An 18337-nucleotide genomic window follows, 5' to 3' on the forward strand; every position below is an offset into this window, starting at 1 on the left:
TTCAATCAAGAAGTACCACAACTTTCAACAAATCAGCCTGATGTTTTTTTAAAGTTTGTCATGGCTCGTTGGCGGTGCCGACCAGCTACAACGAACCCAGCTGTAAGTGATGAGTCATATTCAGCGGCCGCCCTACCCCAAGCAACCCGAATGACCAACACATGGCGCCCAAGCGAAGACACCATGGCCTTGATCACCGGCATATTAGGGATCAATCAGGCTTTTGCTGAAGATGCAGTGCCAGAATTTGTCATTTACTGGATGGAACGCGGAACCATAGAAGCATCCTGGAATGGCAAATTTATACAGCACGTAAAAAACCAATGGAGCAGGTTTAACAACTTGCCCCAATCAGGTGTAACCGCCACTCCAATTAGCAGTGATTGGCAGCCATGCAATGAGGCAGTTGAAATATTGCGTCACGCAAACATGGATGATGATTTTATCCATAAGCTGGTACCGGAATTCATTTTGTACTGGAAGGAAACGCAGCGCTGCTATCCCTCCTGGAATACCAAGTTTATCCAGCATGCAAAATTCAAATGGGCCAAGCAATTTGCGTTTGCCAAAATTAAACGCGGCAATCGCCATGTCGATTCAAACCGCCCACGCAGTACTCGCGACATCCCGCTGTTGGAAAACCTGCTCGACAAGAGTTGGGCGGATGGATTAATGCTCAACGGATCGGCATTCAAATAACCAAAATTATTGAGGAACCATGATGATTAAAATATTGACTGCAAAAGACCTGACATACTTGCCGGACAGGGGAAAGCAATTATTGTTTGAGTACATGAACGATCTGGAACGCCGCCATGAAACATTATTAGGAATGGCTTATATTTTTGTGTGGATCTCCATGATCACCTTGTTGGTAGTATTCTCAGAAACAACACCGAACAACGTACCTTTTACTTCAGTCACTAACATTGTGATTACGGTTGTTGCGGCCATCATCTTCTCCTTGTCTGTTTCCTTTTTAGTCTATCTACGGAAGCCTTGGAAATATTCTTTCTATAACAAGCGAGTACTCTCAGCCCGACTGTTTTTCCTGCAGCATTTCAACATGGACGTTAGCAAATTAACGCCAAGCGACATCTGGCACGGTGTTGTTGTAGATCGTGCAAATCAAGCAAAAGTAAATGGTAGCTATTTGACGTTTGTACAGCAGTCTGGAGATGCGTCTGAAAAAACTCCGAATCAAAATTGATTCATGAATAGCTAATCTCGGAGAATGATAATGAGCTCAGGAAATGATCACAATAATTCCGAATACACTCACTTTGTGGATAAGATTCCGGTACAAAAAATATTTATAGCAATATTTTCAGCTTTATTCATCATTACTTGTTTCGATGAATGGAGGCGAATACAGCATGAGCACTTCGCGAAGGATCAATGGGAAACCCTCATGGACAAAGGGTACGCGCATCAAACACTGGTGACCACCTATCGTGACTGCGGAAAATCCACATCAAAAATGGTTGAGGAATGCCTGATCATTACCAATGACTACGCTAAGTCAGTTGGCTTACGGGATGAATCCGTTTGGGTCATTCGCGATATAAAATTGACATCTGACACCATCAAGGCAGGACACTTTTTTACTCAACGAAAAGTGCATTAAATGGAAACGCAAGATTGGTTAAATACGCTAAAGCACAGCACCGACTGTCGGGTAAAAGTTAACCTGATCGGCCAGCTGGCCGACGCGGGCATCAAAAATGCTGTCATTTCCAAACAATCAAAACTCCCGGATTATCAGGTACGGCATTACCTTCGGGTATACCGCAATCTGGTACCGGAAGTAATGAGTTTATTTCAGGCTGGAAAAATTACCTTTTCAATGGTGAGAGCCATTGCCTCCCTTGCACCCAAGAAGCAGGAAAAAGCAGCGCGGGACGCGATTGCCAAGTGCACAAGTGTAAGTAAATTTCGCAACAAGCTGAAAGGCAGTAGCGATCAAAAACTGACTGCAGAGCTTGAACGCCAGAGTGAGCATTACTCAGGTGTAACAGGCCTGGATATCACTATCAAAGCGGACAAACATAATCCCAACGCAGGCCTATGGGTGATTCGATATTCAGATCTCAATATGTACGACGTGATCGCTGAAAAGTTAGCCCCGGGAAAAAGCTATAACGATTTTTGAGAAAAACACACCATGCATGTTGCACAAGCCGCTTACGATTTGATTGCGGTTTTCAGTGACGTCTCCCCCTACAATGATCGTGTTGCTGGAACCTTCAACGTATCCCAAGCGACACACGAAACATCATACTTTGGCGCTCGTTGAGCGCCTTTTTTATTTGTACAGGCGTAGCACATTTTCTGACTGTTTTACTGTTTTCATTTAAGGAATGATGCAGCCGCTTTTCAGTCACGAATCCACTGATCAACGAGGCATACCCTATGGGAAATTATTTTGCGGGTGAAGGTAATTTAGGAAGCGCACCAACACTATCGTATGTACCGATAAAAAACGGTACAGAACAAAAAGCGGTTTTGAAATTTTCAGCACGCTTCAACGTGGACAAATTAAATCAAGCCACAGGTGAGTATGAAGATTCAGGCGGCTTTTGGGGCAAGGTAGAAATTTGGGGCAAGCGCGCCGAAATATTTAATGACCACTTGGTGAAAGGATGCCGCGTATATGTGGCCGGTTCAATGAGCCAAGAAACTTACACAGCAACCAAAGGTGTACATGCAGGGCAAGAACAAACCGCAAATGTAATTTCTGCAGACGTAGTGGCCATCGTTCCATTAGGTATTGAGAAAATCATCTACGCCGAGCGTAAAGGTCAATCCAACGGGAATGCTGGCGGCGATAGTTTTGATTATGCGAACCAAAACATACCGCATAACTACGAAGACGAAATTCCCGAATAACCACGGATAAGGACGCCCAGGATGTCTACCTTACTGATCGTTGAGAGTCCGGCGAAAGCCAAGAAAATGCGGGAGTATTTTCCCACGTTTAAAATCCTGGCTACGCTGGGCCATATCAAGGATTTGCCGGTAGACACCATGGGTGTCGAACCACCGCATCACAAACCGCAATGGCAAACCATTCACGGCAAAGGCAAGGTTGTTAAAGACATTACCGATGCCGCCAAAAAAGCCACCACTATCTATGTAGCCACTGACCTTGATCGCGAGGGTGAAGCGATTGCAGGACACGTGGTCAACGAATTGGGCAATACCCATAAAACCAAGATATCCCGCATTACCTTTGATGAGATTTCCAAGAAAGCACTTGAAATAGCGATTGCCAACAAACGCCAAATCAATTGGGCGTTGGTCAGGGCACAAGAAGCACGCCGTGTGCTGGATCGCTATGTTGGGTACCTGATCACCCGGGAACTCAATGCCAAATTTAAATCCCTGGGTATCAATCATTTTTTTACCGGTGGACGCGTTCAGTCCGTTGTATTGCGGCTGATCGTTGAACGCCATCTCGCTATCCAGGCATTTAAACCTGTTGAGCACTTTGGTGTAACAGCAACGCTTAAACATGCGGGTATAAGCTTTACTGCCACTTGGGTGAACGGATTACCCCCCGGTCAATTGATGACTGATCGTGCGCGGGCAGAAATGATCGAAAAGCGCACCAAGGCATTAATTGTCGATGCGGTTAATCAAAAACCCAAGCAAATCTCACCACCCGTACCATTGACCTCCAGCGCCTTTGTGCAGCTGATGGCAACAAAACTCAAGCTAACCACTAAACAATCCATGGCGGCCGCGCAGAAGCTGTTTGAGGCCGGTTTAATTACCTATCACCGCACTGATAGCCCCAACATATCAAAAGACTTTATTGAGCAGATACGGACATTCGCCCGAGGCAAGCAATTACCCCTACCGTTACAGGCACCGTTTCACAAAGCCAAAGACAGCGCACAGCAAGCGCATGAATGTATACGGGTCACTGATATTAACTTGCTGGTATTGGGCCCCGAGATTGACGATAAGACCATGCGCGACGTGTATTCCTGGATATGGAAAGTTACCCTGGAATCGCAATTGAGCGCGGGTGAAGACATTCTGACAACCGTGCAATTTCACAATGAGGCAATGGATTTTTTCAAAACCAATGCCACCCGCATGAAGACTGCAGGCTGGCGAAATGCTGCTGAAAAGTGCATACCCATTACGTCACTGTCCACCAGTGAGGACGAAGAGGAAGAACCTCCTGTTTCACTACCGGATTTAAAAATTGGTGAACGTATTGCCTGTGAATCCGTGAAGCTCGATATCAAACACACAGAACCACCGTTGGTATACACCGAAAAATCCCTGGTAAAAGAATTGGATCGCCTGGGAATTGGTAGACCATCTACCTATGCCACCATTATTGAGCGCATCGTCACGCTGGATTATGTGACACGGCATAAAACACTGAAATTTACACCCACATCCAAAGGCATCGCGGTTATCCATTTATTGAAAAATTATTTTTCATTTATGGAATACCTATACACCGCCGACATTGAAGAGTCGTTCGACAAAATTGCCTCACGAAAAGCAGACTACTTACCTGTGATAAGTCATGCCCATGATGCATTGCTGCAGGAGATTGAAAAATTCCGTGCTGCAGCAATCCCTGATCAGGTTAAAGCCCTGATTTCCCAATTCGCAAACGACCAAAGCGCATCAAAAACACCCGAGAAAACATCAACTAAAAAAACTGCCACTCAAACCACTGCTAAACCAGCCAGTAATAAATCGCCCACAATAGGCACCGTAAAAGTGGGCGACAAATGCCCGGAGTGCCAGAAAGGAACAATGGTGTTACGCACCATTAACAGTGGAAAAAATCAAGGCAAAGAATTCAAGGGCTGCACCAGCTTCCCTACGTGTCGCTTCTTTTCCTGGGCACAAGGTAGCAATGCATGAATGATCAAATTTCACGAGACGTCATTGAACGAGCAATGAAACAACTATCAGCGCGAGCAGATGAGATTCGAAGAATTATTTATCTGCATCCTGCTGCAGAACTCCATTCGCTGCATCAGGAAGTCCGTGCGCGCATGAGTGCATCACAGGGCGTTCTCAATTCTGATTTAAATCAATTTCTTGAAGGCGCAGTTATTCGCGAACGTGAATTGAAAAAACTGATTTCCTTACAACGCAAGACAGCAGCACTTAGCCTCGAATTGCTCAGTATTGAGCAGCAATTAGAACACCTCAATCAGGAGCTAATCCTGGTTGAATCTTCTGCTTCATCAACAACACAGGAAACCTTCACTCAGGAGATTACACCATGCAAATCCGCCGCAAATTAGTCTTACTCGCCTTGCTGTGCAGCAGTACGGCCGTACAAGCAGAACAACGTGAGAACCAGGTTCGAACTGACCGCTACACACTGGTAACGGCTGAGGCACGAGCTGACCAAAAATCACCTCTCAAATCCATTGTGAATTTGTCGCTAGGCAAAGATGTATTGATGGTGGGTGATGCCTTGCGAGAAGCATTAAAAGGATCCGGCTATCGCTGGCAGAGCCCGGATGGCCAAGACCAACTGCTCAACACATTACCGTTACCGTCGGTGATCCGGGAATTAGGCCCGGTGACATTGAATGATGCTCTACAGACGATTGCGGGCGAAGCCTGGCAATTGCGTAGCGACACACTCCATCGAGTGATCTGGTTCGACGTGAAAGAAGCCCAACATTTCCTGTCGCTGCAGGAGTAAGCCATGTTGATTCTGACTCGCCGGATTGGTGAAACGCTCATGATTGGTGATGAAGTCACCGTCACTGTACTTGGCAACAAAGGTAACCAGGTGCGCCTGGGAATTAACGCTCCAGAAGACGTCGCTGTTGATCGCGAAGAAATCTACCAGCGCAAGCAACGAGAGCGTGTAACGCAATACAAACCACGATAACTAAGCATTAATTTTTCTACCACAAACCTAGCAACAGGAGTTGACTATGACCTCGTTCGTTAAACGCATGACCTTAACTGTTATCACTGCCGGAGTCTTTATTTTATCAGGGTGCGCCGCTACCAATACTGCGCTATCCAAAAAAGACCTGGATGTCCAAACCAAAACCAGTACCGCTATTTTTATTGATCCCGTTGCACCGGCAAAACGCACGGTATACGTGGACGTAAAAAGCAGTGTGCAGGAATTTGATCGCGCAATATTTAAAAAACTGCTGAAAGACAGCTTTGCCATTAATGATAATAACTACCGTCTTATTGATGATCCGGAGCAAGCGCAATTTATTCTGTCTGCGTTTGTGCTGAACCTGGAGAAGGCTTCACCCAGTGCATCCGAACAGGCGCTAAACCAGGGTTATGAAGGCGGCATTTTAGCCGGTGCAGCCATTGGAGGCGCAGCGCGTGGTGATTGGAAAGGTGCCGTTGCCGGTGGTGTCGTTGGTGCCGGTGTCGATTTGGTCAGTGGTGCGTTAGTAAAAGATGTCACTTACATGTTGGTGTGCGATGTGCAAATCAAGGAGCGCACCAAGAATGGTGCCGTCGTAAAACGCGCAACGGATATTGACACCAAAGTATCTGATCACGGCTACACAAAACAAACCGTTGATGAAATCAGCAATATGAAAGAGTACCGCACACGTATTGTCACCACGGCCAATAAAGCGAACTTAAAACTGGAAGAAGCAGCTGAGCCTATTTACTCAAAAACAGCTGCAGCAATGAGTGGATTTTTCTAATCGCGCTAGCGCGGTCTGTCGTTGCCGTCCTTCGGGGCGGCTTTTTTAAATTCCGCAATATCGACATGAGTCATTACTATCAGGAGATTTTTTGTGAAGCTACGATTTGTCTATCTCATTAAATTTTTGTTGCTTGGCCTTTCCGTATATTTCGCGTCTTATCTTATATTTTTATCCTGGAACATTCTCGAATGGCCCGTTTGGTATCGGTCAGTATTGGCTGTTGCATTTGTGTTAGGTGTGGCCGGATATATTGCAAGTGATGACAATGAAGATGAAGGATATTCGCGGAAGTTTTGGAAAGATAATTTGCCAATTATTACTGCCTACGCCAATGGCGAAGAAATTAATTTTCAGCCAAAAGAAAATCCTGATTGGTGGTACGCCACCGAAGAAGAACATCTTTTTAAAAGCGACTATAAATATAAAGTTATCACCCCAGCAACTACCGATATCAAAAAAAATAGCACTCAACAGGATAACCGTGACACCGCAGGAGAACAACAATGAACAGTTCTTTTGTGATGATATTGGTGTGTATTCTGATTGTGGCAGTAACGTTTTGGCAGAACAGCCCCGCATCCAGTAGCGAATTGGAAAGTCTGGTTTCACGAGTCAATCAGTCTTCATCGGAAGAAGTGAAATCCAAACTAGTTATTTTCTTGAAAGAAATACCGAACCCAAGTCGCCAAGAATTATCAGCGTTTGAAGCTGAAGTAGACCAAATTTTGGTTATTGATTTATCCAGGAAAACTACAGGTGATAACACACTGGTAGCAAAAGAACCTGAAATATCAGAGCCACCCAAAAACCAAACATTTATTGAGCGCCTTGTAATTTGGTTCTTTTCACTTTTCATTGGCACTTACGCTATTTGGTCGCTCTATCGTGTTTTCCGCCGCAAGAAGGAAGACCAACTATGATCAGTCAACCTATAAAAAACCGGACAATAGATTTCCTCTTTAATGGTGTCATCGCTGTAGTCGTCGTTTCATTTTTTGGTGCCTTTGTCTATTACGGATTTATTCATGATGATCGCGTGAGGGATGAGAGTGTAGAAACCAGCAACACGGCCATTCGACAATACATTGCCAATCAAACAATGGACAACGCCAAATTTGCACTGGATAAGCTAGCCGAATGCTATGCCTTGGCTAATACATGGGTTTGCAGCAGTGAGAACGAGCGAGCATTCATTAAAGCACTTGCTACAACCAGCCATATTGATCTTTTGTTTTCTCACGGGTTGTCTACAGCATCCGATTTGAAGCATGGCTTGGATATAAATCAATCTTCTGCAATGGCTCTTTACACGGGAAAAGTGCCTGAAGTTTTATTTCTCAAGGCCAATGCAATGATCAGGCATGGGAATATCCAAGAAGCGCTTCCAATTTATAAAGCTTTATTTTTGCAGGGCGAGCAATGGTCGGTCGCGACCAGCTTACGGAGTGTGTTTAAACATTATGGATGTATTGATGATGTTGAAATCTGGGGCGAGTTTACCGCTGCAGACGTATCACGAGATACCAGACCACCTGGATCTGCTTACCCGGAACAACCCAGAATCTACTCTGTGGATGAAATAGTGGATCGTCGAATTCGGTTACGCAATGGCGAATTCATCACCCCATCCCCAAATTGCCCAATAAATCTATTGATGAAAAGAAAGGCTAGCGATCCAGAGGCATCGGCCCCATGAAGAACACAATTAAAATACTGCATCCAACGTTAAACCTATTTTCAGTACTGCTTTTAATAGCTGCAATCGTCATGCATTTTTCGCCTCTTAATCAAGGAATGCGTGACACTGCCCCTGCCACATCACTTCTTGCAACGGGATTTGCATTGCTAGGAATAATAACTGGAAGATTATTGGACACTCAGAAATTCCGCTCTGCAGAACAGCGGCTTGGCGACATCGATGATCAATCAAAACAACAGACCAATGAGCTGGAAGCCTTAAGACAATTTTATCTGCGCATATACACCTATCTGGGCAATTACCCCAACTGGAAAGTTCAGCAGGAATACAGGCACTTACTCACAACATTGGTTTCAAGTCAGACCTGTGAATTTTCTACTCCCTATCATTTGCACAATATTGATCACTATCTTTCACGGCTGGTGGATGAAACAAATGCAATAGCGCATTACTTTCCCGAACTCGGAAAAGCATTAACTGATGAAAATCTGGCAGAAGCACGGGGCGATTATTATTTATCGGACATTCAAAATAATCATCCAGATGCGAAGAAGGAACCGTATTTGATTGATCGCCAGAATAAACAATCAGGTAAGGAATAATGACACCTTCACATCATTCCATAGACAGAATTAAACCCATGCGAACCGCTCATGCGGTTGAACATGGTTGGCCAGCTGATCGACGCAAAAGACGCAGAGCTCACAGGCGCAAGGCTAAATATCTACTTTCAAATGGTGGTTTTTTTAATAACTATTCCGCACCAGGAAGTAGTTGCTGGGAAGTTGCGCAATGGCATTTAGCCTGCGCTCGGTATTTATAAAATTTCACTTAAAAACGGTGGAGTTATTCATGGTCAGATTGATTGAAACCAACACCAAAAGCTTTCCTTTTGACCCGAAAGGCGACCCCAAATTACGTGAAGTGTTTTTATTTCATGTAAATGGCCAAGTTGCCTATGGCGAGTGGTTTAAGCGGCTTGGTTTAAAGGATAAGCCGCCTCGCGGTGCGTGCAGACGATTTTTCGTGCAACACAAGCATTGCAGAAATGAATCTGTTTACCTGAGGAAAATGAAACGTGCCGAGAAGCACGCACACACACGATTAATGCAGCGGCTTCGGCAGAACATGATTGATGAAGTTTGGCGCTTGAATTAAGTAATTCCTTGTAATTCGATAGTTTAATTAACGTAGCTATAGTGTATTCAGTGTGAGAAATAAATATGAGCGATGAGCGTATTCTGGAAAGAATCAAAAAGTGTCTGGCAATGGCAGGTTCATCCAATCCTCATGAGGCGGAGATTGCCTGGAGGCAAGCTCAAAAGCTGATGCAAGAACACCGTCTGGACATGCAGGACATCGATGCTTCAGAAGCCAATACAGTAAAGCACCCAGCGGGCAAGCGCCCACCCGTGTGGATGCTCACATTAGCACAGACCTGCGCTAAGGCATTCAATTGTCGTGTCATTACAGAATCATCCATACAAGGCTCTAAAGTGGTATTCATTGGATTGGACAATAGTCCGCAATTTTGTGAATACGCATTTGTCGCACTTCAAAATCAATTAACTGCTGCAAGAAAAAAATATGTAGCAACTCTTTACCGTTGCAAATTAACTACCAAACGCCGACGCGGTGAAATTTTTTCCGAGAATTGGGTGAATGGCGTTTGGAGTACTGTCATGCGATTTGCTGAGGCAGATGAAACGGCCGAGAAAGTCATCAAGGCGTATTTTGATAAAAACCTTCCTGCTATTCCCACCAGAGAACTTGAGACACGAAAAGTGATCAAACGTGATTTCCACGCAGCCTATGCTGGATACGAAGCAGGACAAAATACCAAGCTCCATAAAGCTGTTAATCGAGACAGACGCACAGGATTAAATCATTTGCATTGATTTAATAGCCAATGAGGAATTTTCCCATGAGTGAAAACCAAACAGTATTTATTGAATACATTGATGAAATCGTAAAAGAGCTTGTCGCGGCTCATGCGGAAGCTCAATTGCAGCAGGATATCAAAAGCTATATTGGCAACCTCGATCAGCTGACTCGGTTTACTCAACAACTGTCATCAAAAATTAAACTGTATCAAACTCTTAATTTGTTGAGTATCGATAATGAACTGTATATGGATCTCATACAGCCTGCGCTGTTTAAGCGATTAAGCAATACTATTCAGTAGGTATTTCAATGGCACGAAGCTTATTAACAGATGAGGACATAAAATACCTTGATGAACTTCAGGTGTGGATCCGAAATTCAATGGAGTTTTCGATTTTACAATACCCTCCTTCTGATAACGATTTGGTATTTATTAAGAATTCGTCAATACCTTATTTACGATTATCAGTGGGAAAATTGAAATTCGTAAGTCTGGGCACGTTGCGTGACTTATGTGAAAGCCTTGTTCAACAATCTTGTATTTATGAAGTGTGGCTGCATCACGCATTAAACAATGCCTATCGATTTTCCAGAGCCCTTTGTGTGGAAGACGCCAGTCGTTTCATACATTATTTCAAGTCTTATCATGAGATAGTCGATGAAGATGCCTTGGTGCACGAAGCTGAAACTGCGATTCGTGAAGCCCGCCAGGTATTATTTGGACTGGATGAGTAAGCCTGCTAATTGAGACCACCACATGAATAAGCGTGACAACTCCCAAGTTAAAAATCTCGAAACCTCTCTCAATCTCGTTCCAACCTATTTTCCATTCAAGAGGATTAATAGCAAAGACGGAATAAAATTTCGCGGTGAACGACGTCGTCCCGACTCCATGGAGGGGGAATGTGTGGATATCACTCACAATGGCCATGATCACCTGGTTTTTGATTTCCGGGATCTTTATAAAACGGAATCCGGGAAACAAGGCAACCGCCGCAGAATGTTATGGAGTCTCGATACGGGATCGACCGTACAACTTGCTTCGATATTATTTTTTCTTGCCGATGAGCATATGCGCGGTAGCGATGAGCAACCTTACTATTCCATTGTTACCTCCAAAGACAAAGCGTCTATGGGGCCTAATTGGATCAACGAAGATTTTCAGACGGCCGCCAAACGGACAGCGCTGAGGAAGTCCAGAAGCCATCTGTTTTCATTGATGAAGCGATTCGTCGAATGCTGTGAATCCGAGCAAATTATAAACACCTTCGCGCAGCAACTTATCTATTGGGCGGACAATCACTCAGAGGATGCATTTGCCCAGCAAATTGCACGACGGGTTGAATCACAGTTATCTCTCGTTCCAAATATTTCCGAAATGGCATAGCAATAGCCGAAGGTAAATACATGCTTGCGCAAGACACATCTCATATAAGCACAGATACAGATTTGGTTTCGCCAATAACACAGTTGGAATTAGTGATTCATAAATCACCCAAGTGTCTTCAGGTCGGAAAGTTCTATAATTGCTACCCTGACCTGTATATTTACTCCGATAATCAACAGACGCGCAAAGACACCATATTGAGGCATAACAATGTCAGCTTTCCGCAAAAGAGTACGTTTGAACAATATGCATTATTCTATCGCACCCATCTCGGTGGGAAATTTAATCGCCGTTATCAAAAGCTCAGTTATGCGCTATGGGTGGGTGAGGATAGCAAATTAATTCATCGGTTCTGCCGCAAAGGAAAGCACTTGGATAATGAACTTGTGTATCGGTTTCACCGTTTCCGCGATTTGATTATGGAAGCCGTCAAGAACGAAGAGTTACATCTTATTCCTGCTATTTTATTTTTCGGGGTTAATATCAACACCATTAAAGCTGGTCTTGGCGCATCTCTTTGGAAATCACTTTGTAAAAACTCAGTAACCCGAAACAAACTAATCTTTAAGCTTGCGTCATTCACCACAACGCTTCATCGGCTTATGAGGACAAATATCTCATTTAATGAGTTAAAATCACCTGCATTACAAACGATCCCAATCTCTGTCACAAAACCAATCCTGGAACGACTCAATGCAATTCCATCGGGCATCCTGCAATCTACATCTTTTCTTCGCACAATAGACGGCAATGACTACGATTATGACTATCTGGATAATGGTGATTTTGAAATTATCGACACCGGGCTAACTGAAGCCCAGATTTTTCAATATTCATTTACTATTGCGGTTGCTGCAAAGCAATGCAAAAAAGTAACCGATCCTCATTTTTTTCGAGACGCTATGCAGACCATTAAGGACTGCCGTCGCATGGCAAATAGACTGAACGAGCCATTCAACGATCACTGGTCATTCAATCGTATTGAGCGTGAACATAAAGCGCTAACAAAGTTATTAAACACAACGATTCATGAACATTATTATCAGGAATATTCCTTTGAAATTCCCTGGATAAAAGAGCTGCAGTATCGAGGTGTTACGGCAACGCTGCTTTCCAGTCGTGCAGCCCTGATAATCGAAGGAAGGGAATTAACTCATTGTGTAGCGTCATACCACGAACAAGTCTATTTTGGACGTTCGATTATTTTTTCTCTTCGAACACAAGACGGCCAACGAAGCACACTTGAATTAGGTGTTAGGCGTGGCCATGACAGTCTAAAGCTGGTCATACAACAACATAAAACGAATTATGATGACCCCGTGGAAAATGAACAGTTAAATGCGGCAGCAAAATATGTATTCAATGCCCAAAGACAGTTGCTGATAGATGCGACAGACAACGACGACTCAATGGTGGTGATACACAATTTTCAGTTTTTGTCCGATGACAGCCATACCCAGCTATCCAGGTAAGCGGATTGCTATTTGCGCGGATACCTGGGTTATTTTATACTCACAAAGCATTTAGCCTACGGCTAGATCCTTTCCAGAACCACCACAGGCACATCAAGTGGTTGCGTCGAAAGACGGTGCCTAATATTCCTTCACGGCTCATGCCTTTTCATACCCACCTTCGGGAGAACATTCCCGCAAGGTAATGCATCTCCTGTTTTACTATCTAACCAGGAGACTAGCTATGTGTTTTTTATCAAAACAAGCCTTTTTGGCATTAGAACGCGAAGCCTATTCGCTTGAACTCGCTATTGCCAAAGGTGAAGAAACTGACCTCACGGATGCTCGATTAGCAGAGATTGATCAGCTAATGACACAGAGCGACTGGATGCTGTCGATTGACTACGGTGTTATCAAGAAATCAGTTAATGGTATTCCATTAAAAGTCTTGAAATCCGCTCGCGGTTTTTACATCGGTACGTGCGATGAACAACAAGGCCCTCTGTCTCGTGAATCCAATGAATATTGGACTCGCGAGAATGACGCAAGCCACGCACTTGAATCAGGTCAATGGACTCAATTCAATTATGAGATCTAATCATCCATCCTGCTAAGGAGAATACAAATGGCTGAACTGTCTACTTCCGGTTTAGGTTTATTCGCGCCCCAGGATCTTGATTATTATCGAGAATTGACCCGGGATTTACCTTGCTCAGTAGATCTTACCCGCGATGAATGTGCTGCTGTACTTAAAGCATATGATCGTGGTGTGAATGTGTTGAATCTAGAGGAATTACCTCTGCTGAACGCAGTTATTTCGAAACTGAAAGATTGTATTCATCCATGAGGATATTCCGATGACGCGCTTCCCAGATCATTATGCCGGTTGTATTACGCGAATCGATAAATCGTTTGATGGCTCACTCTCGCTTTACTTTTGGGCAAAACGAGAAGGTGTTATGGCAGAAGTGTTGTATGCCTCACCCGAAGCATATCTAGCAGAGTTTCCAGGGAGAGAGATTGTAGTAACTCCTTGGCCTTTTCCAACTGAAACACAACCCACTTAATGAGTAGGTTTTAGTTGTTCTTCAATTTGCCACTGGGAAAACAATTTCCCGGTGGGAATTGTTTTTTTATTGGCATTATTATCTTAAAAAATATGGAGAAATCCCTTATGAAGTCATATGCCAATATCAATAAATTCAGTAAGTATTTTGCATCGCAAGATCAACAAGAACCTTTTGAAGTTTCACTTATGGATATTTCAGATGAATTTTGTTGGCGCGGAAACGGCAATCAATATCGAACGTCGGATCTGGACTTTTATACCAAAAACATTGAGGGGACATTTTTGCCTCACGGTTTATTGGCATCCGACTTTCCACTCTGGAATTGATATCCGTCGCCCTGCAGCAGAATAGAGCTTACCTCGTTCCCTATATTCTGGACGCCACTATCGGTAACCTGGTGAACCTGTTGGACTTGGAAAAGGATCTTCGCCGCCGCCCACCAACGCTTTCAGGCAAAATGACCTTTAGCTCCCCCCTGAGTGAGGCAACCCCCCCAAAATCTCGCCCAAAATAACCGGGTTAAGTTGTACGCCTAAGCGGTTTGTGCTAATAATACTAATGCCAAGTTTCGATGACTTTCATCGAGCCCTTAGCCGATCACCACAGGTATTTTAGTGATCAAGCTTTTCAAGCTTACCTAACCTTTCAGACACGGCATCTGCCAACCTCACCCCGCTGGGATAATCACTCCCATCGGGCGTGGTCTCTCCTTAGCGGGTTTTCTTTTTTCAGCCCCAGGAGAAATACCATGTCAATCTCTAATGTAAATTCTGCAGTTGTGAATAATGTTCGCTGGTTTAACGCTCATACTGAAGCATGCGGTTATCTGAATGGCTTGAAGGAGATTACCCCTAAGCCTGGACAGGATTTCAAACCGTTTTGGGTGAGCACCTTCTGTATGTATGAAGGTAATCCACAAAAACCACGTAAAACATTTATCAGTGTCAACATCGTCAATTTAAAACTTGTCGATATTCTCAAACCTTACGCTAATCAGCTCAATACTGACCAGTCCAAGGTATGGGTGACTGCACGTATATCGGATGTAACTGTTGAGCCATTTATTTATGGCAATAACAGCAATCTCGCGGGTCAGTTAGGTGTTAATTGGCAAGCCAATTTAATCTCACTCATAGCGTTAAAAGTGGGTGATATGGCAATTGACTTGAAACAAGTCACCACGACTGATTTTGGTGTACCTGCGCAACAGCCAGCTGCTGCACAAAGCAATCCACCATCACTTCAATCATCCAACAGCCAAAACCTGTTCGGATTACCATTGTTGGTAACGTTGCAAAAAAATGATCCTAATTTCAGTGCAGCAAAGGATCGTTTGAAACAGCAAGGTTATCGTTGGAACAATGATAAAATCGCCTGGTGTTTGGCGAATATCAAACTGGAAAAATCAGACCCAGCATTCAATGAGAAATACCATGCATTGAAAAATGCCGGTTATGTCTTCTCTAAAGCCAACGCAGTATGGAACTTGCCATCTGTCCCAAAGCCGTTAACGGGCAATTACCAGAACACCGGCAATTGTCAGCAAAGCGGGTTTCAGCAGTAACGAAACCAGCCAAGCAGAGCGGCGCTTTATCAGCCATCGGCTGGTTATTCTTGATACTTTTAGGAATGGGTTAACCATTCCTGAAGGTGTCATACCACAGCACTTGATCAAGATTCCGAGTGCTATGGTATGATTGCTCCACCAGTTCTCCAGACGCAGCTGTCTCTGCGACCCTTAGCCCTCACGGGTTTGACGGACCACACAGGGTTAAATGTCCGTAGGTATTCGATCTACCTCCTTGTATCCTCCCGCTGAGCGAGAAACCAATGTTGTAACACCGTTAGGTGTCCTCCAACGTCAGAAATTGGTGACTCAAGCCACCTCGGCCATCACGTCGCAATGAGATGCGACACGCTCCATCAAAGAAACGGCCTTGGTACTGTGTACCCAGGCCGTTTTCGTTCCGGATATGCAGTACTCTGACAAAGCACCATCGTATACAACTGTGGTGCACTCTCAGAGCACTGCTCATTATCCCTTCAAATTCGCGCCCGTCCGCGAGAAATAGACGTGAATCGTTGTGCAGAATTGACTGTGCGCGAATGTAGTTTGTTGCGATCCACACCCATCAAGACAAACACCCCAAGACACATGGATGTGTCACTGTTATGCAGAAGTAATTAATTTATTTTTGATACCGTATCGAAAACAAATTCATTATTTTTGAAATTTAAGATCAGCGAAAGCTGCCCTTAATAACGATCATCCATTGGCGTGGAGATACCTTGGTATCAGCGATGATCTCACTGCAAAGTGACGCCAAAGGTTAAAACCTTTTATCTACTCCCGTGGGAAAACTATTCCTTCGGGAATGGTTCACTCGCGGTACTTTACTTTTCTCACCCATCGGGAATTTCATCATTCCCCAGGGGCTGATGATTTTTCCCCATTTATTCACTTAGGAGAATCATCATGAGTACTGCTACTGCAATTACACCTTCCATCACCGCAACTACTGTTCCTGGGCACTTGCGCTTACGAACATTACCCACACGATTCCCCGGGCTCTTCCTGGTATTTGAAATGAGCGTATTCAATTACATGGATAAGTTTGTCAAATCCTATAACGGAGGCTATTGGGAATACATCGAGCTTAGCAATGGCGGATTTTATATGTCATTGAGCTCCGATAAATCGTTCGACCTGGAGGTCGATAGCAACGGTTTTGAGGGATCAATGTCTTCAGATGCCGCAAGCCTGGTGGTAAATCTATTCGTCTATTGCCAATTAGCGAATCAACATGAACTTGATTATTTGATCGAGGGATTTCACGCACTGCGCGAGTTTGCCTGTCTACACCCGGAGGCAAATCTCATCCTCGCAGCGATTGATTAAAAATTTATCAAACTCCTGGAAATTAACCATTTTTAGTAACAGGTTAATTTCCAAATATTCATCAACTCTGGAGAACATGATGAACGAAGAAATATTGGAAATAGAAGTCCGGGCTTGTTTTATCAATGCTGATACAGGTGATATCTACGAGACCTTACCTGTTTCTGCAGTGGAAAAGGCGCATCTATTTGGCGTGTATACCGGTAAGTCAGATGAGCTGATGTGGTGTGCCGATTTTCAGGAATTGAATCACGCCAAATTATTCGCGGACGCACTGACAAAACATCTTGCTGATCAAGGCATTCAAACAATCAATCACGGCTTTCGCTAAGCCATACCGAGGAAATTTTATGTCTCGTCACTATTTCAAAACAACCTACACCGGAAAACCCATTGAAGTACTGATGGGATTTGATCGCCCATTGAATGGTTTTTTCATGGTAATTGATTATCAGGAAGAGCCAGAAGATGACGACGAGGGTGAAGGTTTAATTTATTCCAACTTATGGGAACGGAACCCACATCCTGACTCATTAACACCTTATCTCGAAAAATTGACTGAGCTGAATATTTCTGTCCCCGCGGAAATGCTTCAAGAAATTGAGAAAGATGGAGAAGTCAAAATGGGCAATAAAAATGTTCGCCATGCAATGGTGGACGGAACTTATACCCGAACCTTCATTGGGTAACACCGTAATTAACTATCCATTGGGAAGCACTTCCCAATGGGTGCTTTCCCACTGGAATAATTATTTCAGGAGAATATATGTGTGTTGCTTCAGAAGATCCAATGCTTGTATTAGTGAATGATCATTATGCAGAAAGCATCATTAAAGGTGTTCCCACCTGGTACGACGCCATTGAAGTTCATGGTGTGGTTAATCTCAATGAAGAGGATGACCCTGAAGGTACCTACTATGTGATTGATGATGAAAATCCCGAACTTTACAGTGTTTATTTGCACTGTACCGAGGGCGGGATTGAGTCTGTAGGCGATTTTTCAAAACATGCTATGGCCATGGAATATGCGGAGGAACTGTCGTCGCAGTATCAATGGCCTGTTTCAAATTGTTGCAGTTGTGAAGACTGAATAACTGATTGCCCATTCTCTTGAATGGGCCTTATTTCAGAATCCTTTTTGTGAAGAGGATTGCGAAATAAAGATTTAAGCGTGGCGATATTTACCACCCTTAAAAAGTTGCCCACGGGATCTGAAAGGCAACGCGGCTCAGGCCGGATCCTAACCTCAAACATGGGCGAA

General features: G+C 44.0%; 29 protein-coding genes. All 29 read left to right on the forward strand.

The window, feature by feature from the left end; translation table 11 throughout:
* Nucleotides 1–150: 150 nt before the first annotated feature.
* The 29 genes from NNX04_RS07215 (at nt 151) to NNX04_RS07355 (ending at nt 18166) form a co-directional block, all read left to right on the forward strand.
* Nucleotides 151–699, forward strand: coding sequence for a DnaT-like ssDNA-binding domain-containing protein (locus NNX04_RS07215; RefSeq protein ID WP_261947962.1), 549 nt, complete (start codon nt 151–153; stop codon nt 697–699).
* Nucleotides 700–718: 19 nt separating this feature from the next.
* The gene (locus tag NNX04_RS07220; RefSeq protein ID WP_261947963.1) at nt 719–1210 is read left to right on the forward strand and encodes a hypothetical protein; all 492 of its coding nucleotides are present in this window, start codon (nt 719–721) and stop codon (nt 1208–1210) included.
* Nucleotides 1211–1240: 30 nt separating this feature from the next.
* On the forward strand, nt 1241–1627 hold the full coding sequence (locus NNX04_RS07225) for a hypothetical protein (RefSeq protein WP_261947964.1): 387 nt from the start codon (nt 1241–1243) through the stop codon (nt 1625–1627).
* The gene (locus NNX04_RS07230) at nt 1628–2152 is read left to right on the forward strand and encodes a hypothetical protein (RefSeq protein ID WP_151031880.1); all 525 of its coding nucleotides are present in this window, start codon (nt 1628–1630) and stop codon (nt 2150–2152) included.
* A gap of 260 nt (nt 2153–2412) precedes the next feature.
* Nucleotides 2413–2889 carry a single-stranded DNA-binding protein gene (locus NNX04_RS07235; protein WP_261947965.1) on the forward strand — a complete coding sequence of 159 codons (477 nt, stop codon included), beginning with the start codon at nt 2413–2415 and terminating at the stop codon, nt 2887–2889.
* 21 nt (nt 2890–2910) lie between these two features.
* The gene (locus NNX04_RS07240) at nt 2911–4896 is read left to right on the forward strand and encodes a type IA DNA topoisomerase (RefSeq protein ID WP_261947966.1); all 1986 of its coding nucleotides are present in this window, start codon (nt 2911–2913) and stop codon (nt 4894–4896) included.
* Nucleotides 4893–5285: a hypothetical protein gene (locus tag NNX04_RS07245; RefSeq protein WP_261947967.1), complete on the forward strand. Its 393-nt coding sequence runs from the start codon at nt 4893–4895 to the stop codon at nt 5283–5285. The genes NNX04_RS07240 and NNX04_RS07245 overlap by 4 nt, the downstream gene beginning before the upstream one ends.
* The gene (pilL2, locus tag NNX04_RS07250) at nt 5264–5695 is read left to right on the forward strand and encodes a PFGI-1 class ICE element type IV pilus protein PilL2 (protein ID WP_261947968.1); all 432 of its coding nucleotides are present in this window, start codon (nt 5264–5266) and stop codon (nt 5693–5695) included. Before NNX04_RS07245 ends, pilL2 begins: the two co-directional genes overlap by 22 nt.
* Nucleotides 5696–5698: 3 nt before the next feature.
* Nucleotides 5699–5887 carry a carbon storage regulator CsrA gene (gene csrA / locus NNX04_RS07255; RefSeq protein ID WP_151031885.1) on the forward strand — a complete coding sequence of 63 codons (189 nt, stop codon included), beginning with the start codon at nt 5699–5701 and terminating at the stop codon, nt 5885–5887.
* A gap of 46 nt (nt 5888–5933) precedes the next feature.
* Complete coding sequence (locus NNX04_RS07260; RefSeq protein ID WP_261947969.1) at nt 5934–6683, forward strand: complement resistance protein TraT; 750 nt, start codon at nt 5934–5936, stop codon at nt 6681–6683.
* Between the two features lie 93 nt (nt 6684–6776).
* Nucleotides 6777–7193, forward strand: a complete 417-nt coding sequence (locus NNX04_RS07265; RefSeq protein ID WP_261947970.1) for a hypothetical protein — start codon at nt 6777–6779, stop codon at nt 7191–7193.
* Nucleotides 7190–7606 carry a hypothetical protein gene (locus NNX04_RS07270; RefSeq protein ID WP_261947971.1) on the forward strand — a complete coding sequence of 139 codons (417 nt, stop codon included), beginning with the start codon at nt 7190–7192 and terminating at the stop codon, nt 7604–7606. Before NNX04_RS07265 ends, NNX04_RS07270 begins: the two co-directional genes overlap by 4 nt.
* Nucleotides 7603–8382, forward strand: a complete 780-nt coding sequence (locus tag NNX04_RS07275) for a hypothetical protein (protein ID WP_261947972.1) — start codon at nt 7603–7605, stop codon at nt 8380–8382. Before NNX04_RS07270 ends, NNX04_RS07275 begins: the two co-directional genes overlap by 4 nt.
* Nucleotides 8379–8987 carry a hypothetical protein gene (locus NNX04_RS07280; RefSeq protein WP_261947973.1) on the forward strand — a complete coding sequence of 203 codons (609 nt, stop codon included), beginning with the start codon at nt 8379–8381 and terminating at the stop codon, nt 8985–8987. Before NNX04_RS07275 ends, NNX04_RS07280 begins: the two co-directional genes overlap by 4 nt.
* A 250-nt stretch (nt 8988–9237) precedes the next feature.
* Nucleotides 9238–9543, forward strand: coding sequence for a hypothetical protein (locus NNX04_RS07285; protein ID WP_261947974.1), 306 nt, complete (start codon nt 9238–9240; stop codon nt 9541–9543).
* A 65-nt stretch (nt 9544–9608) separates the two neighbouring features.
* Nucleotides 9609–10283, forward strand: coding sequence for a DUF2786 domain-containing protein (locus tag NNX04_RS07290; protein WP_261947975.1), 675 nt, complete (start codon nt 9609–9611; stop codon nt 10281–10283).
* A 26-nt stretch (nt 10284–10309) separates the two neighbouring features.
* Nucleotides 10310–10570, forward strand: coding sequence for a hypothetical protein (locus NNX04_RS07295; protein ID WP_261947976.1), 261 nt, complete (start codon nt 10310–10312; stop codon nt 10568–10570).
* 8 nt (nt 10571–10578) lie between these two features.
* Nucleotides 10579–11004, forward strand: coding sequence for a hypothetical protein (locus NNX04_RS07300; protein ID WP_261947977.1), 426 nt, complete (start codon nt 10579–10581; stop codon nt 11002–11004).
* A 22-nt stretch (nt 11005–11026) separates the two neighbouring features.
* Complete coding sequence (locus NNX04_RS07305; RefSeq protein WP_261947978.1) at nt 11027–11656, forward strand: hypothetical protein; 630 nt, start codon at nt 11027–11029, stop codon at nt 11654–11656.
* 20 nt (nt 11657–11676) lie between these two features.
* Nucleotides 11677–13128 carry a PcfJ domain-containing protein gene (locus NNX04_RS07310; RefSeq protein ID WP_261947979.1) on the forward strand — a complete coding sequence of 484 codons (1452 nt, stop codon included), beginning with the start codon at nt 11677–11679 and terminating at the stop codon, nt 13126–13128.
* Between the two features lie 223 nt (nt 13129–13351).
* Nucleotides 13352–13705 carry a hypothetical protein gene (locus tag NNX04_RS22890; protein WP_370458209.1) on the forward strand — a complete coding sequence of 118 codons (354 nt, stop codon included), beginning with the start codon at nt 13352–13354 and terminating at the stop codon, nt 13703–13705.
* A 27-nt stretch (nt 13706–13732) separates the two neighbouring features.
* Entirely contained in the window at nt 13733–13954 is a 222-nt protein-coding gene (locus tag NNX04_RS07320; RefSeq protein ID WP_261947980.1) for a hypothetical protein, read from the forward strand.
* A 10-nt stretch (nt 13955–13964) separates the two neighbouring features.
* Nucleotides 13965–14174: a hypothetical protein gene (locus NNX04_RS07325; RefSeq protein WP_261947981.1), complete on the forward strand. Its 210-nt coding sequence runs from the start codon at nt 13965–13967 to the stop codon at nt 14172–14174.
* Nucleotides 14175–14281: 107 nt separating this feature from the next.
* Nucleotides 14282–14503 carry a hypothetical protein gene (locus NNX04_RS07330; RefSeq protein ID WP_261947982.1) on the forward strand — a complete coding sequence of 74 codons (222 nt, stop codon included), beginning with the start codon at nt 14282–14284 and terminating at the stop codon, nt 14501–14503.
* Between the two features lie 422 nt (nt 14504–14925).
* Complete coding sequence (locus NNX04_RS07335; RefSeq protein ID WP_261947983.1) at nt 14926–15741, forward strand: DUF3577 domain-containing protein; 816 nt, start codon at nt 14926–14928, stop codon at nt 15739–15741.
* A gap of 912 nt (nt 15742–16653) precedes the next feature.
* Nucleotides 16654–17076 (forward strand): antirestriction protein, encoded by a 423-nt coding sequence (locus tag NNX04_RS07340; RefSeq protein WP_261947984.1) that lies wholly within the window; start codon nt 16654–16656, stop codon nt 17074–17076.
* Nucleotides 17077–17152: 76 nt separating this feature from the next.
* Complete coding sequence (locus NNX04_RS07345; RefSeq protein WP_261947985.1) at nt 17153–17407, forward strand: hypothetical protein; 255 nt, start codon at nt 17153–17155, stop codon at nt 17405–17407.
* Nucleotides 17408–17426: 19 nt separating this feature from the next.
* A complete protein-coding gene (locus NNX04_RS07350; protein WP_261947986.1) occupies nt 17427–17765 on the forward strand; it encodes a hypothetical protein in 339 nt (112 codons plus the stop codon).
* Nucleotides 17766–17842: 77 nt separating this feature from the next.
* Nucleotides 17843–18166 carry a hypothetical protein gene (locus NNX04_RS07355; RefSeq protein ID WP_261947987.1) on the forward strand — a complete coding sequence of 108 codons (324 nt, stop codon included), beginning with the start codon at nt 17843–17845 and terminating at the stop codon, nt 18164–18166.
* The last annotated feature ends 171 nt before the right edge of the window (nt 18167–18337 follow it).

It is taken from the genome of Cellvibrio sp. QJXJ (genome assembly GCF_024452345.1).
In the GTDB taxonomy this organism is placed as follows: Bacteria; Pseudomonadota; Gammaproteobacteria; order Pseudomonadales; family Cellvibrionaceae; genus Cellvibrio.

What these genes read in the sequence shown, in the direction of transcription:
- NNX04_RS07215 (WP_261947962.1), top strand. Translation starts at nt 151, where the DNA reads ATGACCAACACATGGCGCCCAAGCGAAGACACCATGGCCTTGATCACC.
- NNX04_RS07300 (WP_261947977.1), top strand. Translation starts at nt 10,579, where the DNA reads ATGGCACGAAGCTTATTAACAGATGAGGACATAAAATACCTTGATGAA.
- NNX04_RS07275 (WP_261947972.1), top strand. Translation starts at nt 7,603, where the DNA reads ATGATCAGTCAACCTATAAAAAACCGGACAATAGATTTCCTCTTTAAT.
- NNX04_RS07320 (WP_261947980.1), top strand. Translation starts at nt 13,733, where the DNA reads ATGGCTGAACTGTCTACTTCCGGTTTAGGTTTATTCGCGCCCCAGGAT.
- NNX04_RS07350 (WP_261947986.1), top strand. Translation starts at nt 17,427, where the DNA reads ATGTCTCGTCACTATTTCAAAACAACCTACACCGGAAAACCCATTGAA.
- NNX04_RS07295 (WP_261947976.1), top strand. Translation starts at nt 10,310, where the DNA reads ATGAGTGAAAACCAAACAGTATTTATTGAATACATTGATGAAATCGTA.
- NNX04_RS07345 (WP_261947985.1), top strand. Translation starts at nt 17,153, where the DNA reads ATGATGAACGAAGAAATATTGGAAATAGAAGTCCGGGCTTGTTTTATC.
- NNX04_RS07260 (WP_261947969.1), top strand. Translation starts at nt 5,934, where the DNA reads ATGACCTCGTTCGTTAAACGCATGACCTTAACTGTTATCACTGCCGGA.
- NNX04_RS07270 (WP_261947971.1), top strand. Translation starts at nt 7,190, where the DNA reads ATGAACAGTTCTTTTGTGATGATATTGGTGTGTATTCTGATTGTGGCA.
- NNX04_RS07235 (WP_261947965.1), top strand. Translation starts at nt 2,413, where the DNA reads ATGGGAAATTATTTTGCGGGTGAAGGTAATTTAGGAAGCGCACCAACA.
- NNX04_RS07310 (WP_261947979.1), top strand. Translation starts at nt 11,677, where the DNA reads ATGCTTGCGCAAGACACATCTCATATAAGCACAGATACAGATTTGGTT.
- NNX04_RS07355 (WP_261947987.1), top strand. Translation starts at nt 17,843, where the DNA reads ATGTGTGTTGCTTCAGAAGATCCAATGCTTGTATTAGTGAATGATCAT.
- NNX04_RS07305 (WP_261947978.1), top strand. Translation starts at nt 11,027, where the DNA reads ATGAATAAGCGTGACAACTCCCAAGTTAAAAATCTCGAAACCTCTCTC.
- NNX04_RS07280 (WP_261947973.1), top strand. Translation starts at nt 8,379, where the DNA reads ATGAAGAACACAATTAAAATACTGCATCCAACGTTAAACCTATTTTCA.
- NNX04_RS07285 (WP_261947974.1), top strand. Translation starts at nt 9,238, where the DNA reads ATGGTCAGATTGATTGAAACCAACACCAAAAGCTTTCCTTTTGACCCG.
- NNX04_RS07340 (WP_261947984.1), top strand. Translation starts at nt 16,654, where the DNA reads ATGAGTACTGCTACTGCAATTACACCTTCCATCACCGCAACTACTGTT.
- pilL2 (WP_261947968.1), top strand. Translation starts at nt 5,264, where the DNA reads ATGCAAATCCGCCGCAAATTAGTCTTACTCGCCTTGCTGTGCAGCAGT.
- NNX04_RS07245 (WP_261947967.1), top strand. Translation starts at nt 4,893, where the DNA reads ATGAATGATCAAATTTCACGAGACGTCATTGAACGAGCAATGAAACAA.
- NNX04_RS07225 (WP_261947964.1), top strand. Translation starts at nt 1,241, where the DNA reads ATGAGCTCAGGAAATGATCACAATAATTCCGAATACACTCACTTTGTG.
- NNX04_RS07220 (WP_261947963.1), top strand. Translation starts at nt 719, where the DNA reads ATGATGATTAAAATATTGACTGCAAAAGACCTGACATACTTGCCGGAC.
- NNX04_RS07325 (WP_261947981.1), top strand. Translation starts at nt 13,965, where the DNA reads ATGACGCGCTTCCCAGATCATTATGCCGGTTGTATTACGCGAATCGAT.
- csrA (WP_151031885.1), top strand. Translation starts at nt 5,699, where the DNA reads ATGTTGATTCTGACTCGCCGGATTGGTGAAACGCTCATGATTGGTGAT.
- NNX04_RS07230 (WP_151031880.1), top strand. Translation starts at nt 1,628, where the DNA reads ATGGAAACGCAAGATTGGTTAAATACGCTAAAGCACAGCACCGACTGT.
- NNX04_RS22890 (WP_370458209.1), top strand. Translation starts at nt 13,352, where the DNA reads ATGTGTTTTTTATCAAAACAAGCCTTTTTGGCATTAGAACGCGAAGCC.
- NNX04_RS07240 (WP_261947966.1), top strand. Translation starts at nt 2,911, where the DNA reads ATGTCTACCTTACTGATCGTTGAGAGTCCGGCGAAAGCCAAGAAAATG.
- NNX04_RS07330 (WP_261947982.1), top strand. Translation starts at nt 14,282, where the DNA reads ATGAAGTCATATGCCAATATCAATAAATTCAGTAAGTATTTTGCATCG.
- NNX04_RS07290 (WP_261947975.1), top strand. Translation starts at nt 9,609, where the DNA reads ATGAGCGATGAGCGTATTCTGGAAAGAATCAAAAAGTGTCTGGCAATG.
- NNX04_RS07335 (WP_261947983.1), top strand. Translation starts at nt 14,926, where the DNA reads ATGTCAATCTCTAATGTAAATTCTGCAGTTGTGAATAATGTTCGCTGG.